Source organism: Actinomadura sp. NTSP31, from assembly GCF_041951385.1.
Classification (GTDB): domain Bacteria; phylum Actinomycetota; class Actinomycetes; order Streptosporangiales; family Streptosporangiaceae; genus Spirillospora; species Spirillospora napierensis.
Window position 1 is genome coordinate 55,613 of record NZ_JBGNUT010000013.1, and the last position, 14,981, is coordinate 70,593.

Below are 14,981 nucleotides of genomic sequence, written 5' to 3' on the forward strand. Positions count from 1 at the left end.
GTCTTTTTCATTTCTCCGGCCCGTCCGTAATGGCGGGCAGGGCGGCCGTCAGGGGCGCCGGTCGAGGCCGCCGCCCGGGACTCCCCCGACGACCCGCAGCGCCAATGCGGGGCACATCGCCACCGCTTTCTGCACGTCCCGTTCCATCCAGGACGGAATGTCGCTGCCGAGCACCACCGGAAAGCCGTACCGGTCGAGCTGGATCAGCTCCGGGACGAGGTAGGCGCACAGCCCGTGGCCGTCGCAGCGGCTCCAGTCGATCGCCACCCGGCCCTCCCGCCCGGTCGGGACGGGCAGCGGCAGCACGCCGAACGTGGACAGCCCGCAGGTGCCGCCGTAGCGGTGCGCGTCGATGTCGGCGGTGAACGCCTCGACCGCCGACAGCACGAACCGCGCGGTCCCGTCCGGATGGGTGCAGGCGCCGCGGCCGCGCCCGATCGCCGCGGCGCGGCGCACGTCCTCGACCGTCCCGCCGCCCTCGCTCAGCGCGTTGAGGGCGCGGACGACGTCCGGCAGCCCGAGCCGGCACGGGCCGCACTGGCCGGCCGACTGCGCGGCGAGGTAGGAGGCGATCCGGGTCACCTCGCCGAGCGGGCAGGTGCCCTGGCCGAGCGGCAGGACGATCCCGGCGCCGACCGTCCCGCCGGCGGCCCGCATCCCGGCCCGCGACAGCACGGCCCGCGACGCCGCGGCCGGGCCGAGCCACATCCCGTGGTACCCGCCGACCAGCACGCCCGGGCCCGGCGGCACGTCGCAGTGCTTCAGGACGTCCCGCAGCGGCGTGCCGAGCGGCGCCTCGACGACCGTGGTGCCGCCGACGGTGAGCAGCGTGGTGCCCGGCTCGTCGTCGGTCCCGGCGGAGGCGTACAGGTCGGAGCCGAGCGAGACCAGCACCGCCAGCTGCGCGAACGTCTCGGTGTTGGACAGCAGCGTCGGGTACCCGTCGACCCCGGACTCGGCGGCGCGCACCTTGACGCCCGGCGGGATCGGCGTCTCCCCGTTGATGGCGCGGACCACCGCGCCGCTCTCCCCGGAGATGAACCGCTCGGTCAGCCGGACGACCCGGGCCGGCATCCGCCGCTCCCCGATCGCGGCGCGCACCGACCGGGCCGCCTCGTCGCTCTCCACCGCGAGGACGATCCGCTGGGTGCCGAGCGCGGTCGCGACGATCTGCGCGCCGTCCAGCACCAGGTGCGGGGCGCGGCCGAGCAGCACCTTGTCCTTGGCGCTGCCGGGCTCGCCCTCGGCGCCGTTCACCACCACGACGACGTCCTCGCTGGAGCCGCGATCGTTCCCCTTCTCGCCGGGCAGGAGCAGCGTCCGGTCGGCCTCCGGGTGGTTCACCCGGGACGCGACGGCGGCCAGCTTGCGGGCGAACGGGAACCCGGCGCCGCCGCGTCCCCGCAGGTCGACCTGCTCGGCCATCCGGATCAGGTCGTCCAGCGACGGGACGCGCAGCCGGCCGTGCACCGCGAGGTGCCGGTCGAGGTCGAGCCGGTCGAAGCGGTCGAAGCCGAGGGTCAGCCGGGGGCCGCCGATGTTGGAGACCGTGGCGACCGGGTTCATCGGATGACCTCGGTGTCCCAGCCGCCGCCCTCACCCGGCAGCCGGGCGCCGCGCGGATCGGTCACGGTGGCGCGGGAGTCGTCGCGGTTCCGGCGGTCATCGTGGTTCCGGGGGTCATCGTGGTTCCTGGGGTCATCGCGGTCGCCGCGGTCGTCGTAGTCCCGGCGGTCGTGGTCGCGGCGGCCGGCGTAGTCCCGGCGGTCGGCGTAGTCGCGGGGGTCGTAGCCGGGCCGGTCGTCGTAGTCCCGTGGATCGTCGTAGCCGCGCGGGCCCGCGGGGCGCTGCTCGCGCTCGGGGAAGCGGCCCCGGGCGCGGCGCGCCGCGGCGGCTGCCGCCGCGCGCTCTCCGGCGGCGAAGTCGTCGGCCCGCCCCACCTCGCGCGGCTTGATGACCACGACCAGCCGGGTCACCAGCGCGATGAGCACGCCGACGACGCTCAGCACGTAGCTGAGCACCACCCAGTTCGCCGCGATGCGGCCGGCGGTCAGGCCGTGCAGGATCGCGATCGGCCAGGAGATGTACGCGACGGCGTGCATCGACCGCCACACCCACGGGCGGGCGCGCGAGACGAACCGGATCCGCAGGATCCCGGTGATCACGATCAGCACCATCAGCTCGAACGCGACGGTGCCGAGGCCCACCGCGTCCGGCGTCGGCACCACGATCTGCGCGGGCGCCGCGAGGCCGCCGAGCACCTTCACCGCGATGTGCGCGACGACCATCACCGACGCGACGACCGCGCACGCGCGGTGCGCGCCCTGCGCCAGCACCCGGTGCCGGATCTTCAGGATCAGCCGGTCGGTGGCGAGCAGCCCGGTCAGCACCGCGCCGGTCAGCGCGAGCAGCGTGAAGACGCCCGCGTAGAAGGAGAGGAAGTACTGCGCCTGCGCCGCCGCGACGGCGCCCGGCGGGGTCGCGGCGCCGGCCAGCACCAGCACCGCGCCCGCGAGCACGGCTCGCAGCGCCCACGCGGGCACCACGGGATCGTCACTGTTGCGTGTTCGCACCGCTCGGACTCCTGTTCTGGGTGGCGGACGGCGACGGGTCGCCGTCCGGTCCTGCGCCGCCGCCCGGCTCGTCGCCGGGAAGCGGCGATGACGGCGATGACGGCGGGGCGTCCGCCGCGGGGACCGCGCCGAGATTGGCCAGCAGCCCCCCGGGAAGCACTTGCAGCACGCCGCGCTCGGCGTAGCCGAGCAGCGGCTTCGCGCGCTCGCTGAAGGTCCAGCCGCCGATGACGGCGCCGTCCAGCGGGACGGGCCCGGCGCCGCGGCGCACGTCGAAGCGGACCTCGGCGCGGGCGGCGGGCGCGCCGCCGCAGGCGCCGGCGGTGCCGGTCCGGCCGAGCGCGTCGCCGCGTCCGACCACGCTGCCCTCGCGCAGCCGGGTCGCCGAGGTCACCCGGTCATAGGTGGTGGCCACGCCGTCGGCGTGCACGATCATCAGCAGCGCGGGCCCGGAGCCGGTACCGCAGAACCGGTAGAGCCGGCCCGCGCCGGACGCCTGGACGCGCCCGTCGCCGCCCGCGAACGCCAGCGCCGACAGCGGCCGCTGCGCCGATCCGGGGTCGGCGGTCAGCATCGTCCAGGCCGTGCCCGCCTTCCACGGCAGCATCAGCGCGGCGCCGCCGCGGGTGCCGTTGACCTCGGCGGCGGCCTGCTCGGCCGTCAGCGCGCCGTAGCGGCGCAGCGCGCGCGCCTCCGCGGCCGACATCACGTTCGGCGGCATCGCGCCGAGCAGGGTGCCGAACGCGCCGCCGCCCGACAGCCCGACCCGCCACTCGCGGCCCGTCCAGCGGGCCGCGAAGAACGCGGTCTCGGGGTCGGCGTCGCTGCTCGCCGGGACCGGGATGGCGGTGGTGCCGAACACCCACGTCCCGTCGTCGCTGGTGCGGGACGCCACGACGACCGGCGGCCGGGACGGCGCGGCGCCGTAGGCCTGCCGGGCGGCGGCGCCGCGCTGGGCGAGGGTCGCCTTGCGCACCTGCGCGGTCAGCGCCCGCGTGTCCGGACGCGCCGGGGCCGCGGGCGCGCCCGACGCCCCGGGCCGCTGGCGGGGGCGCTGCGGCGTGCCGGGCGCCGCGGTGCCGTGCTTCTTGGCGTCCCGCGCGCCCTTGCCGGACGCGGCCGACTCGGTGGTGCCGATCGGGCGCCCGTCCAGCAGCGTCCGCTCGACGATGCCCAGCAGCGACAGGCCGACGACGGCCGACAGGATGATCGCGCCGACGCCCACCCGGTCGGCGGGCAGCCGCGGCCCGCGCGGCCGCGCCCGCGGTCCGGGACGGGGCCGGGTGGGAGGCCGCCGGCCGGACGCGCGGCCCGGCGTGCGGCCGGGCGTGCGGCCGGGGTCGCGGGGCCGGGGTGCGGGGGGCGGCTCCAGCCGGGACGCCGACCGCGGGACGGGCTGCCGTGCCCGTCCGCGGCGCGTCCGGCCCTTCTCGCGGCGCCGCACGTCGCGGCGCGTCGGCTCACGCCGCCGGCGGCCCCGCTCGTTCGGGCCGGGCTGCTCCGACCACCATGATCCTTCAGGCCACCGCGGTTCTTCCGACCAGCGGCCGCGCTGGGGCCGGGCCGCGGGCGGGAGATGCTCGGATGCCCGCGCCCACGCTGAAGCATGCGTGCTGGTCCGGGACGCATGCCCGTCGTCACGTCGCGCCATGCCCTCTCCTGTGGAGGAGGCGGAGCGCAGGCGAACGCCGCTTCGGCTCGATGCCGTCCGGGCGCTGGGCCCGGGCGGCGGTTCCGCTGAGACATGGGTGACGCGGTGTACGGAGCCCGCTCGCTCCTACCGCGCCTCACGACCGGATTCTCGCGAATCCCGCCGATCAGTCACGGAGCATACGCCCCATTGGCCCTTCAGATGAGAGTTGGTGACAAAAAACCGTTCGAGTCGTATGCCCGGCCGTTTCCGCTCATCGTCGGAGTACGCATGAAGGGCGCCGCGGGTTCGACCGTCCGAACGGTTCCGCGGCCGGTCAGCGGAGGAATTTCGCGGCCAGCGGCGCGGCCGCCTTGGGGCCCGAGCCGCCGCCCTGGACGAACACCGAGAACGCCAGGTCGCCGCGGTACCCGATGAACCAGGCGTGCGACGACCCGTCGTCCCGGTACTCGGCCGTCCCCGTCTTGCCGGCGGTGCCGCCCGGCAGGCCGGCGCCCGCCGCAGTGCCGCCGGTCACCACCGCCCGCATCATCGAGCGCAGCGCGGCGGCCCCGGGGATCGGGCGCGGGGCGGGCACGGCGCCGCCGCCCTCGCGGACCAGCGCGGCCGGCACCAGCCGCGGCGGCCGCCACGACCCGTCCGCGACCGCCGCCGCGACGCCCGCCATCAGCAGCGGCGACGCCTGGACGCGGCCCTGGCCGATCGCCGCCTCCGCCAGCTCGGCGCCGCCGCCCGGGTCCGGGAAGCTCCCCTCCGCCATCCGCACCCCGGGCGAGAAGCTCGTGCCGAACCCGAACCTGCGGGCGCTCGCCGCGAGCTTGCCCGCGCCCAGGCCCTCGACCCCGAGGCGCGCGAACGTGGTGTTGCAGGACGCGGCGAACGCACCGCTCAGCGTGGTGCGGCCCAGCTCGTGGCCCTCGTCGTTGTGGATCGTCCGCTGCGCGGTGACGACGGACGCGGGGCAGTCGGCGGGCGTGCCCGGACCGGCCCCGTCCGCGATCAGCGCGCCCGCGGTGACCACCTTGAAGGTGGAGCCGGGCGGGTAGAGGCCGGTGAACGCGCCGAGACCGCCGAGACCGTCCGCCACCGCCAGGACCTCGCCGGTGGACGGCCGGACCGCGACGATCGAGGCGGCTCCGGGCGCGCCGTCGAGGGCCTTCTCGGCGTCCGCCTGCACATGCCGGTCCAGGGTCGTGCGGATCTTCCTGCCCGGCTTGCGGTCCAGCACCTTGACCCGCTGCGGCGGGCCGCCGCTGTCGCGCAGCTCGATGACCCAAGCCTCCTCGTCATAGTCTTCCGGCGTCAGCCCGTCGACGAGGTCCGTCAGGTAGGGCGCGAGGATCCCGGTGTCGGGCAGCGCCTTGCCGTCGCGGGCGACGGGCGTGACCGCGGGCAGCTTCACCTGGTTGAGCTGCCATTCGCCCCTGCCCTTCAGCCCCGGGTAGAGCGTCGCGGGCGTCCACAGCACCCGCCATCGGCCGTCCACGAGCCCGAGGCGCAGCACCGCCCGATACGACCAGTCGCCGTGCCCCACGAGCGTCCGGGTGACGGTGAAGTCGGCGTGCGCCGCGCGGGGCCCCGAGCGCACGACCGGGCGCGGCTCGACCATGACCGAGGAGACCGTCAGCCCGCGCGACAGCGCCCGGTACCGGTCGGCGAAGTCGCCGGGCGGGTCCGCGACCAGGTCGCGCATCCGGTCCAGGGACCCCTTCCGCCAGGCCGCGAAGAAGCCGGCCGCGACCTTCTCCGGCGTCCCCGGGCCGCGCCCGCCGCGCAGTCCCCGGGCCGCGACGATCCCGCCGCCCAGGGCCACCGCCACCAGCACCGCCAGCACGGCGACACCCCGTGATCGCATGCGCGCTCCCTCTCCCGCCCTCCCCCCGAATGAAGATCGTTCCAGCATCCGCCTCATATGCATATGAGGTTGAACGCCCGCTTTAAGGCCGAACCTGGCCGATGAAATTAGCGACGACTAATCCGCCCCTTAAGTCCGCTTTAACGGGGGTGCCGGGCGGCGGGCGGCGGCCTAGCGTCGGGGGCGTCGGCGACCGTGGACGCGCAGCGGCAGGAGGTGTCCCGCAAATGACGGAGAGCTTCGCCTGGAACGATTCCTCCGGGCATGGACGGACGCGCCCGCCCGGCGGCCGGCCGCCGCACCGGGGCCGTGCCCCGGGCCTCCCGTCCACGCGGTACCGGTCCGGCGACGCAGGCCGGTCCTTCGCGGCGCGCCCGTCTCCAGGTCCTCCCCCACCGGGCGCAGGACCGGCCGGCGCCGGACCGCACCCGCCCCACCTCGGCAGGGGGCGTGCGCGTGGAACTGGTCTCCGGGAGCCCGGCACGGCCCCACTATTGCTCGCCGGTCCCGCGGCACGGACGCCCCGCCTACGGCGCGGGGGCGGGGTCCCGTCCCGGGACCGGCGTCGGCCTCGTCCGGGGCCGGGCTAGCGGGTCCAGGGGAGGCGGACGCCTTCCAGCTCCGGGTCGTCCAGGAGCGCCTGGATGAGCGCGGTGGGCCCGACGACCTTCGTGCCCCACAGGTCCCAGTCGCAGTACACGACCCACGAGCGGTCCTCCGCCCACAGGTCGGACGGGCAGCTCGCCATCGCCGGGTGGTCGTACAGCCGGGCCGCGTCGCCCAGCCGCCCCGCCAGCACGGTCTCGTCGTCCCAGTCGGCGGTGACCAGCGGGCAGTAGTACGCCAGGCAGCGGGTCGCGGCGCCGCCCGGGCTGTGCCGCAGCAGCACCCCGACCAGCCGGTACCAGCTCTCCCGGTCCAGGCAGCCCTCCGCGGGCGGCCGGATGGCCGCCGACCAGCTCCCCGCCGGATGCCCCTGGCGCAGGCACCGGTTGCCGGGCAGCTCCCCCTCCGGGACGGCGGGCTCGCCGAAGCCGCGCGCCAGCTCCCGCCAGCGCAGCCGCCGCCAGCCCGTGCCGGGGTCGCCGCTGCGGCCGAGCTCGGTGCCCGTGACGATCGCGCCCTCCAGCAGGTCGCCCACGTCGCCGGACGGGTCCGCGGCCGGGTCGGGCGGCGGCTCGACCAGCCCCGCGCCGAGCATCGACTGGTGGACGTCGTCGTGCGTCGTGGTGACCAGGCCCTCCGCCCAGGCGTACATCGCGTGCAGGAGCCACGCGGAGTCCGGATTGGGGGGCGGCTCGAAACCCGAGTAGCAGTGGTCGGGGTCCAGGTCGTGGAGCCACCGCGCGGCCTCCCCGGGAACCCGGGACCACGCGCCCTCGATGTCCGCGTTCTCCATATCCGGCATCCTGTCACCCGGGAGGCGGGCCGCGATACGCGGACGCCGTCTACTCCTCGCCGTGCCCGCGGGTCCACAGTCGTGACCGCCGCGCCACATCGGGCGGCGGCGCGGCTCAGGCCCGCAGCAGGGCGTCCAGGCGCGCCGCCTGGACGTCCCATCGCCATTCCCGCTCCACCCACGCGCGGCCCGCGCGGCCCATCGCGCGGGCCCGTTCGGGGTCGGCGAGCAGCCCGGCGACCGCGCCGGCGACGCGCGGGACCGACCGGCCCGGCACCACCACGCCGGTCTCGCCGTCCAGGACGGCGTCCGGCGCGCCGCCGGAATCGCCCGCGACGACGGGCAGGCCGGTCGCCGACGCCTCCAGGTAGACGATGCCGAGGCCCTCGACGTCCAGTCCGCGGCGGCGCGTCCGGCAGGGCATCGCGAACACGTCGCCCGCGTCGTAGTGGGCGGGGAGCTCCGCCCAGGGGACGCTCCCGGTGAACACCACCGAGCCGGCCACCCCCTCGGACGCCGCGAGCCGCTCCAGCTCCGCGCGGTACGGGCCGCCGCCGACGAGCAGCAGCGCCGCGTCCGGGACCTTTGCCAGGACGCGCGGCCATGCGCGGATCAGCGCGTCCTGCCCCTTGCGCGGCACCAGCCGGGACACGCACACCGCGACCGGACGGTCCGCGAGCCCGTGCCGCGCCCTGATCTCCGCGCCGCCCGCGCCCGCGCGGAACAGCGCCTCGTCGACGCCGGGGGCGAGCCGGGCCATCCGCGCCGCCGCGGCCGGTGACAGCGCCCGCGCCATCCGGGACCGGGTGTACTCGCCGAGGTAGGTGAGGGTGTCCACGCCGTCGCCGATGCGGCCGAGGAGCGTCCGCGCGACCGGCAGCGCCGCCCAGCCCGCCTCGTGCCCGTGCGTGATCCCGACGATCCGCCGGGCCCCGCGCCGCCGCAGCGCCGGGGCGAGCAGCCCCAGCGGGGCCGCGGCGCCGAACACCACCGAGTCGCAGCGCTCGGCGCGCAGCAGGGCGGACGCGCGGCGCAGCACGCCCGGCTCGGGCAGCATCAGCGAGCCCGGGTGCCGGACGACCGGGAACGGCTGCTCCGCGTCAAAGGCCGCGGTCCCCTGCCACGCCGGCGCGTACACCACCACCGAGCCGGGCGGGCGCCGGACCGCGAGGCCGTGCACGAACGCCTGGATGCCGCCGGGACGGGGCGGGAAGTCGTTGGTCACCACCAGGGTCTTGGTCATCGCCCAGCAAGGATACGGACGCCGTCCCGCCCGCGAGCAGGCGGAACACCGGTGGACGGCGCCGCCGGCATGCGGAAGGGCCCGGCACCGCCGTGCGGTGCCGGGCCCTCCGGATCAGGCCGGTGATCAGTGGCTGATCTCGTGCGACTCCTTGCCGCCCTCGATCTCGGCGTGCCCGCCGTGCCCGTGCTCGTGCTCCTCGACCGGGATGTCGTCGAAGGTCCAGGCCCGGTTCAGCCGCGACCGCAGGTGCCCGAGCGGGCCCTTGGCGGCCGGGATGCCGTTGGCGTCGCGCGCCGGCGGCTCCGGACGGCTGTTCTCCTTGGACAGCAGGACGGCCTTCTGCTCCTCGCGGGCCGGCTCGTGCCGCTCGGAGAACTGCCCGTCCGGCGACATGAGGATGACGCCGCTCTCGACGCCGTGCCCGACGACGTCGGCGTCCTTGCGCTGCAGCCCCAGGCAGATCCGCTTGGTGATGACGAACGCCAGGAACGGCCCGACGAAGAACGTCACCCGGAAGAACCAGGTCGTGGCGTACAGCGAGATGTCGAACTTGTCGGCCAGCACGTCGTTGCCGCCGGCCAGCCACAGCAGGCCGTAGAAGGCGACCGCGGCCACGCCGGTGGCGGTGCGGACCGGGGCGTTGCGCGGCCGGGTGTTGACGTGGTGGTGCCGCTTGTCGCCGGTCACCCACTGCTCGATGAACGGCCAGGCCATCGCGCCGCCGAACACGATGCCGAGCGGCACCAGCGCCGGTATCAGCACGTTGAAGCTGACCGTGTGGCCCCAGGCGCTGACCTCCCAGTTCGGCATGATGCGCAGCGCCCCCTCGAGGACGCCCATGTACCAGTCCGGCTGGGAGCCCGCCGAGATGGCGCCGGGATCGTAGGGGCCGAACAACCAGATCGGGTTGATCTGGGCGAACGCGCCGAGCAGCGCGATGACGCCGAAGGTGAACAGGAAGTAGGCGCCCGTCTTGGCCATGAAGACCGGGTAGAACGGGTAGCCGTACACCTGGCGCTCGGTCTGGTTCTTCACCGGCATCGCGGTGTGCTTCTGCACCCACATGATCATCATGTGCGCGGTGACCAGGCCCAGCAGCAGCCCCGGGATCAGCAGGATGTGCAGCATGTAGAGCCGCGGCACGATGTCCTGGCCGGGGAACTCCCCGCCGAACAGGAACATGTAGCCGTACGTGCCGACCAGCGGGATCGCCTCGAGCACGCCCTGGGTGATGCGCAGGCCCGTGCCGGACAGCAGGTCGTCCGGCAGCGAGTACCCGAACAGGCCCTCCAGCATGCCGAGGATGAACATGTTGATGCCGATGAGGTAGTTCAGCTCACGCGGCTTGCGGTAGGCGCCGGTGAAGAACACCCGCAGCATGTGCGCCAGGATCGACGCCATGAACAGCAGCGCCGCCCAGTGGTGGATCTGCCGCATGAGCAGACCGCCGCGCACGTCGAAGCTGATCTTCAGGGTGGAGGCGTACGCCTCCGACATCTGCACGCCCTTGAGGTGCGTGTACGAGCCGTTGTAGACGACCTCGTTCATGCTGGGCTTGAACCAGAGCGTCAGGAACGTTCCGGTCAGCAGCAGGATGATGAACGAGTACAGGGCGATCTCGCCCAGCATGAAGGACCAGTGGTCCGGAAAGACCTTCTTCATGTTCCGCTTGAAGAAGGTGGTGGAACCCAGCCGGTCGTCGATGAAGTTCAGCGGCCCCTCGACCGCTTTCGGAGCCGACACCGCAGGTGTCGCTGACGCCTCGCTCATCCGCGCTCCCAGAAGCTCGGGCCGATCGGCTCGTGGTAGTCGCTCGTCGCGACGATGTAGCCGTCCTCGACCGCCAGCGGCAGCTGCGGCAGCGGACGGGCCGCCGGGCCGAACACGACCTTGGCCGCGTCGGTCGCGTCGAATGTCGACTGGTGGCACGGGCACAGGATGTGGTGCGTGGTCTGCTCGTACAGCGCGGCCGGGCAGCCGACGTGCGTGCAGACCTTGGAGTACGCCACGATCCCGTTGATGTGCCAGTTCTCGCGCCCCTTGGCGGGCTTGAACTGGTTCTCGGGGACGTTGATGAGGATCGTGACGGCCTTGGCGTTCTCCGTGAGGACCCGGTCCTCGGGGACGTCCTCCTCGATGCCCTCGGGCAGGACGGTGATCATCCCGCCGGGCGAGGAGAAGTCGCTGACCCGCAGCGGCTTGTTGGTGCCGTCCACCACCAGGCGGACGCCCTTCTTGCCCTGCGCCTGCGCCTTCTTGACCGCGTCGCCCCAGTGGGTGGAGCGCAGCTTCTTCTCCGGCAGCGGGCCGAGGTCGCGCAGCAGCACCAGCGGCGCGAGGCCGAGCGGCGCGGCGGCCAGCAGCAGCGTGCGGCGCAGCAGCGGGCGCTTGGTCAGGCCGCTGTCGGACGCGCCCTCCAGGAAGTCCTTCGTGAAGGCCTCGCGGGTCTCCTCGTCGGCCTGCAGGTTGTGCCGCTCCTGGACGATCGGCTTGCTCGTCATGAGCCGGCGCACCCAGATGGTGACGCCCGCGGCCAGCGCCAGGAACGACAGCGCCATCAGGCCGCCGAGCCAGAAGTTCGACTCCTGCGCCCGGTCGACGCCGTGCATGCCGCCGTGGCGGCCGCTCCAGCCGATGTAGTAGGCGATGAACGCCACGCTCGCGGCGAACGCCAGGAGGAAGAACGTCGCGACGACGCGCTCGGCGCGCTTGGCCGACGCCTCGTCCAGCTCCTCCCCGACGCCCGCGGGCGCCGAGATGTCGTCCTGCGCGAGCAGGGTCCTGTCCCGCGCCGGAGACGGCGTGCCGATCACGCGCCCCTGCGTGCCGCCCTCGCGCGGCTCCTTCGAGCCCGCGGTGTCCTTGTTGTCGTCGCTCATGACTTCTTCAGCTTCTTCGGCTTCTTCGCGGTGATCCACATCGCCGCCATCACCAGCAGGCCGAGGCCGACCAGCCAGCCGACCAGGCCCTCCGACACCGGGCCGATGCGGCCGAGGCCGTTACCGCCGGGGTTGGCCTGCTCGCGGGTCTGCACGAGGTAGGAGATGATCGCCTGCTTGTCCTGTGGGGTGAGCGTGGTGTCGTTGAACACCGGCATCGCCTGCGGACCGGTCAGCATCGCCTCGTACATCTGGGTGGGCGTGACGTCGCTGTTGGACAGCGGCGGGGCGTACTTGCCGCCGGTCAGCGCGCCGCCCTGCCCGGTGAAGTTGTGGCACTGCGCGCAGTTGGTGCGGAACAGCTTGCCGCCGAGCGCCACGTCGCCCTTGCTCGGGTCGGTCTCCGACTTGGACGGGACGCCCGGGCCGCCGCCCAGCGAGGCGATGTAGGCGCGCAGGTCGGCGAGGTTCCTCTCGGCCTGCGCCTTCTGCTCCTCGGCCGCCTTGCGCTTGGCCGGGTCCTCGTAGTCGGTCTTGATCTCGGTGTTGAAGGCGGGGATCGGCGTCTTGCGCGGGAACTGCGCACCAGGGCTCATCGCGGGCATGCGGCCCGTGCTGACCTGGAAGTCGACGCTGGCCGCCCCCACCCCGAGCAGGCTCGGTGCGATGGCCTTGCCCTTGGCGTCCTTGGTGCCCTCGGCGTTCAGCCCGTGGCAGCTGGCGCAGTTCTTGTCGAACAGCTGCTGGCCGTTCTTCAGGTCCTGCGCCGCCTGGGCCGTGCCCTCCGCCTCGGCGCGTCCAGTCTGCGGCGAGAATCCGGCGTAGATGACGCCGATCGCCGCCAGGGCCGCCAGCACGACGGCGTAGCCCGCCCAGGGGCGCCGTCGCCATGCGGTGATCCTTCTCACGGAAATCCCCGTTCGGGTGTCGTCTGGTTGGTCAGCGGGTCAGTGGTCGAGCAGGTAGACGACCGAGAACAGGCCGATCCACACCACATCGACGAAGTGCCAGTAATAGGACACGACGATCGCGCTCGTCGCCTGCTCGTGCGTCCATCGCTTCGCCGCGAACGTCCGGCCGAGAACGAACAGGAACGCGACCAGGCCGCCACAGACGTGCAGACCGTGGAAACCGGTGGCCAGGTAGAAGACCGAGCCGTAGGCCGACGAGGAGAGCGTGAGCCCGTCCTTGGTGACCAGGCTGTAGTACTCGTACGCCTGGCCCGCCACGAAGTAGAGCCCCATCAGGAAGGACAGGACGTACCACTCGCGCAGTCCCCAGCGGCGGAAGTCCAGCAGGCCGCCGTCGCGGCCGACCTTGCCGGCCTCGGCCTTGAACACTCCCCACTGGCAGGTCACCGACGACAGCACCAGCACGGTCGTGTTGGCCGTCGACAGCGGCAGGTTCAGCGGTGCGCCCGGCCAGGCGTCGTGCCCGGACTGGCCGATCGTCACAGAGCGGATCGTGAAGAACATCGCGAACAGCGCCGCGAAGAACATCAGCTCGGACGACAGCCAAACGATCGTCCCCACGCTGACCAGATTGGGACGGTTCGCCCGTGCGTGAGGTGTTGTCTCTATCGCGGATGCTGTCACGGGCAGCATTATTGCGCCCCTATCCGGTGACTGACGCATGACCCCCCTCCTTGGGTTCCCGAGCGTGTCTCCGCGCGCGCGTCCGACCTGGCCGATCTCCGCTCGCACCTGGTGTTCCGGGCCGGGAATCGGGGCCTGGATCTCGTGCGCGCGAGGCCGAACCGGTAGCCTTCGGTGTCATGAGCACCGCCCCGGAGAGCCCGATGAAGGTTCTCGTCTACAGCGACGACGCGAACACCCGCGCACAGATCCGGATGGCGATCGGGCGCCGGCCCGCCGCCGACCTCCCGCAGGTGGAGTTCGTCGAGCGCGCGACCCAGCCCGCCGTGGTGGCACGGCTCGACGAGGGCGGCATCGACGTCCTGGTCGTGGACGGCGAGGCGCAGCCCGCGGGCGGTCTCGGCGTGTGCCGGCAGGCGAAGGACGAGGTGTACGACTGCCCGCCGGTGCTGGCGATCATCGGGCGGCGCGACGACGGCTGGCTGGCGACCTGGTCGCGCGCCGACGCCGTGGTGAGCCTGCCGCTGGACCCGATGGCCCTGGCCAAGGAGCTCGCGGGCCTCATGCGCCGGCGCATGGCGAACCGCCTTCCGGCCCTGTAACACCGACCCGCCGGGGAGGCTCCGCCCGTTCCGGCGCCGGGGCGCCGCCCCGGCCCGGCACCCCGGCCGGGACCGGACGAGCCCGGTGCTCCCCGGGACCCGCCGCACCCTGGGGAGAAGATGGACGCCCGCACGAACTGGCCCGCACTGATCAACGCGCTGCTCGACGGCGACTCGCTGACCAGCGAGGAGACGGCGTGGGCGATGAACCGCATCATGGCCGGCGACGCCACCGACGTGCAGATCGCCGGCTTCGCGGTCGCGATGCGCGCCAAGGGCGAGACCGTCGCGGAGGTCTCCGGCCTCGCCGACGGCATGATGGACAACGCCACCCCGGTGACGGTGCCGGGCCGCATCGCCGACCTCGTCGGCACCGGCGGCGACCGCGCCCACACGGTGAACATCTCCACGATGGCCGCGGTGGTGGCCGCGGCGGCGGGCGTGCGGGTCGTCAAGCACGGCAACCGGGCCGCCTCGTCGTCCTGCGGCGCCGCCGACCTGCTGGAGCACCTCGGCGTCGCGATCGACCTCGGCCCGGACGAGGTCGCGCGGGTCGTCGCGGAGACCGGCATCACCTTCTGCTTCGCGCCGCGGTTCCACCCGGCGCTGCGGCACGCCTCGCGCACCCGCAGCGAGCTGGGCACGCCGACGGTGTTCAACTTCCTCGGCCCGCTGACGAACCCCGCGCGGCCGGGGGCGCAGGCGGTCGGGGTGTTCCATCCGCGGATGGCGGGCGTCATCGCGGGCGTGTTCGCCGCGCGGGGCTGCTCGTCGCTGGTGTTCCGCGGCGACGACGGCCTGGACGAGCTGACCACCACGGGCACCTCGACGGTGTGGGTGGTGCGCGACGGGACCGCGACGCGGACGACGTTCGACCCGTCCGACCTCGGCATCCCGCCGGCCCTCCCGGAGGACCTGCGCGGCGCCGACGCGGCGTTCAACGCGCGGGTGGCGCGGGAGACCTTCGCCGGCCGCGAGGGCGCCGTCCGCGACATGGTCCTGCTGAACGCCGCCGCGCTCATCACCGCCTACGAGGGCGCGCCGGCCGCCGACGAGCTCACGCCGACGCTGGCCGCCGCCCGCGACCGCGCCGCCGAGGCCGTCGACTCCGGCGCCGCCGCCACCCTCCTGGCCCGCTGGATCGACGTTTCCCAGGCCCAGCGCTAGCCCAGGGGGGCGCA

12 protein-coding genes are annotated in these 14,981 nt (G+C 74.2%); 2 read left to right on the top strand and 10 right to left on the bottom strand.

The annotated features are described in order from the left end of the window. Positions 1-48 precede the first annotated feature (48 nt). The 10 genes from ACA514_RS22495 to ACA514_RS22540 form a co-directional block, all read right to left on the bottom strand. On the bottom strand, positions 49-1,566 hold the full coding sequence (locus ACA514_RS22495) for a ferredoxin (RefSeq protein ID WP_375043175.1): 1,518 nt from the start codon (positions 1,564-1,566) through the stop codon (positions 49-51). After that, positions 1,563-2,573 carry a hypothetical protein gene (locus tag ACA514_RS22500; RefSeq protein WP_375043176.1) on the bottom strand — a complete coding sequence of 337 codons (1,011 nt, stop codon included), beginning with the start codon at positions 2,571-2,573 and terminating at the stop codon, positions 1,563-1,565. Before ACA514_RS22500 ends, ACA514_RS22495 begins: the two co-directional genes overlap by 4 nt. Further along, positions 2,554-4,017: a hypothetical protein gene (locus tag ACA514_RS22505; RefSeq protein WP_375043177.1), complete on the bottom strand. Its 1,464-nt coding sequence runs from the start codon at positions 4,015-4,017 to the stop codon at positions 2,554-2,556. The genes ACA514_RS22500 and ACA514_RS22505 overlap by 20 nt, the downstream gene beginning before the upstream one ends. Before the next feature lie 523 nt (positions 4,018-4,540). Then, on the bottom strand, positions 4,541-6,079 hold the full coding sequence (locus tag ACA514_RS22510) for a penicillin-binding transpeptidase domain-containing protein (protein ID WP_375043178.1): 1,539 nt from the start codon (positions 6,077-6,079) through the stop codon (positions 4,541-4,543). Between the two features lie 586 nt (positions 6,080-6,665). Continuing rightward, positions 6,666-7,478: a hypothetical protein gene (locus ACA514_RS22515; RefSeq protein WP_375043179.1), complete on the bottom strand. Its 813-nt coding sequence runs from the start codon at positions 7,476-7,478 to the stop codon at positions 6,666-6,668. Between the two features lie 115 nt (positions 7,479-7,593). Next, positions 7,594-8,721, bottom strand: a complete 1,128-nt coding sequence (locus ACA514_RS22520) for a glycosyltransferase family 4 protein (protein WP_375043180.1) — start codon at positions 8,719-8,721, stop codon at positions 7,594-7,596. A gap of 126 nt (positions 8,722-8,847) precedes the next feature. Next, positions 8,848-10,494: a cytochrome bc complex cytochrome b subunit gene (locus ACA514_RS22525; protein ID WP_375043181.1), complete on the bottom strand. Its 1,647-nt coding sequence runs from the start codon at positions 10,492-10,494 to the stop codon at positions 8,848-8,850. After that, positions 10,491-11,603 carry a Rieske 2Fe-2S domain-containing protein gene (locus ACA514_RS22530; RefSeq protein WP_375043182.1) on the bottom strand — a complete coding sequence of 371 codons (1,113 nt, stop codon included), beginning with the start codon at positions 11,601-11,603 and terminating at the stop codon, positions 10,491-10,493. The genes ACA514_RS22525 and ACA514_RS22530 overlap by 4 nt, the downstream gene beginning before the upstream one ends. Next, entirely contained in the window at positions 11,600-12,511 is a 912-nt protein-coding gene (locus ACA514_RS22535; RefSeq protein ID WP_375043183.1) for a c-type cytochrome, read from the bottom strand. The genes ACA514_RS22530 and ACA514_RS22535 overlap by 4 nt, the downstream gene beginning before the upstream one ends. A gap of 39 nt (positions 12,512-12,550) precedes the next feature. Beyond that, entirely contained in the window at positions 12,551-13,207 is a 657-nt protein-coding gene (locus ACA514_RS22540) for a heme-copper oxidase subunit III (protein WP_375043184.1), read from the bottom strand. 170 nt (positions 13,208-13,377) lie between these two features. Between ACA514_RS22540 and ACA514_RS22545 the strand changes: the two genes are divergently transcribed. Both ACA514_RS22545 and trpD read left to right on the top strand, forming a co-directional pair. Continuing rightward, entirely contained in the window at positions 13,378-13,800 is a 423-nt protein-coding gene (locus tag ACA514_RS22545) for a hypothetical protein (RefSeq protein WP_375043185.1), read from the top strand. A gap of 120 nt (positions 13,801-13,920) precedes the next feature. Next, positions 13,921-14,967 carry an anthranilate phosphoribosyltransferase gene (gene trpD, locus ACA514_RS22550; protein WP_375043186.1) on the top strand — a complete coding sequence of 349 codons (1,047 nt, stop codon included), beginning with the start codon at positions 13,921-13,923 and terminating at the stop codon, positions 14,965-14,967. Positions 14,968-14,981: the final 14 nt, after the last annotated feature.

Coding starts and splice junctions, on each gene's coding strand:
- ACA514_RS22495 (WP_375043175.1), bottom strand. CDS start 1,566: ATGAACCCGGTCGCCACGGTCTCCAACATCGGCGGCCCCCGGCTGACC.
- ACA514_RS22510 (WP_375043178.1), bottom strand. CDS start 6,079: ATGCGATCACGGGGTGTCGCCGTGCTGGCGGTGCTGGTGGCGGTGGCC.
- ACA514_RS22515 (WP_375043179.1), bottom strand. CDS start 7,478: ATGGAGAACGCGGACATCGAGGGCGCGTGGTCCCGGGTTCCCGGGGAG.
- ACA514_RS22520 (WP_375043180.1), bottom strand. CDS start 8,721: ATGACCAAGACCCTGGTGGTGACCAACGACTTCCCGCCCCGTCCCGGC.
- ACA514_RS22525 (WP_375043181.1), bottom strand. CDS start 10,494: ATGAGCGAGGCGTCAGCGACACCTGCGGTGTCGGCTCCGAAAGCGGTC.
- ACA514_RS22530 (WP_375043182.1), bottom strand. CDS start 11,603: ATGAGCGACGACAACAAGGACACCGCGGGCTCGAAGGAGCCGCGCGAG.
- ACA514_RS22540 (WP_375043184.1), bottom strand. CDS start 13,207: ATGCTGCCCGTGACAGCATCCGCGATAGAGACAACACCTCACGCACGG.
- ACA514_RS22545 (WP_375043185.1), top strand. CDS start 13,378: ATGAGCACCGCCCCGGAGAGCCCGATGAAGGTTCTCGTCTACAGCGAC.
- trpD (WP_375043186.1), top strand. CDS start 13,921: ATGGACGCCCGCACGAACTGGCCCGCACTGATCAACGCGCTGCTCGAC.